Source organism: Azoarcus sp. TTM-91 (assembly GCF_012911025.1).
Lineage (GTDB): Bacteria > Pseudomonadota > Gammaproteobacteria > Burkholderiales > Rhodocyclaceae > Azoarcus.
This window is the reverse complement of the sequence record NZ_WUEI01000274.1, coordinates 1-824: the sequence shown is the minus strand read 5'-3', so window position 1 is coordinate 824 and position 824 is coordinate 1. Positions and strand designations below refer to the sequence as shown.

Genomic DNA, 824 nt, shown 5'->3' with positions numbered 1-824 from the left:
GCCCTCGCCCACGCCATGAACAATCCACTGGACTTCCACTTCTACCGCCCCGCCGATGGCCACGGCCTCGCCCACGATCCCTTCAACGCCATCGTCGGCCCGCGCCCCATAGGCTGGATCTCCTCGCAGGACGAAGAAGGCCGCCTCAACCTCGCGCCCTACAGCTTCTTCAACGCCTTCAACTACACCCCGCCCATCGTCGGTTTCGCCAGCCTCGGCCGCAAGGACAGCCTGCGCAACATCGAGCGCACCGGCGAGTTCGGCTGGAACCTGGTGACACGGCCGCTTGCGCCGGCGATGAACGAGACCTGCGCCGCGGTGGCGCCTGAGGTGGACGAGTTCGCCCTCGCCAGCCTCACGCCCGCGCCTTCGCGGGAGATCGCGGTGCCGCGGGTGGCGGAAAGCCCGGTGTCCTTCGAATGCCGGCTGACGCAGATCGTCCGCCTGCAGGACATCGCCGGCGCGGAGCTGGAGAGCTGGCTGGTGCTGGGCCAGGTGGTCGGCGTGCACATCGACCGCAGCCTGCTGGAAAACGGCGTCTATCGCACCGCCAAGGCCCAGCCGGTGCTGCGCGGCGGCGGCCCGGCGGACTATTTCGAGATCAGCGAGGACACGCTGTTCCACCTCTACCGGCCACGCTGAGCGCCGCAATCCGGCCCGCAGCACAACACGCAGCGGGCCGGGCCTCGAGGCTGGAAGCACTCCGGCGCCACCCGGAACATCACGCTCCTGCCCCGCCAGCCCTCACCCACCGTTCGCCCCGAGCCCGTCGAAGGGGCACTCACCGCAACCCGCCCCGCTCCCGCAGCCGCCCTCCCCTGCAG

General features: G+C 70.3%; 1 protein-coding gene. It reads left to right on the top strand.

Translation table 11 applies throughout. The features are described from left to right. Positions 1 to 642, top strand: a 642-nt coding sequence (locus GRF61_RS24195; RefSeq protein WP_348982479.1) for a flavin reductase family protein, incomplete at its 5' end; no start/stop codon positions are given. Between the last annotated feature and the right edge of the window lie 182 nt (positions 643 to 824).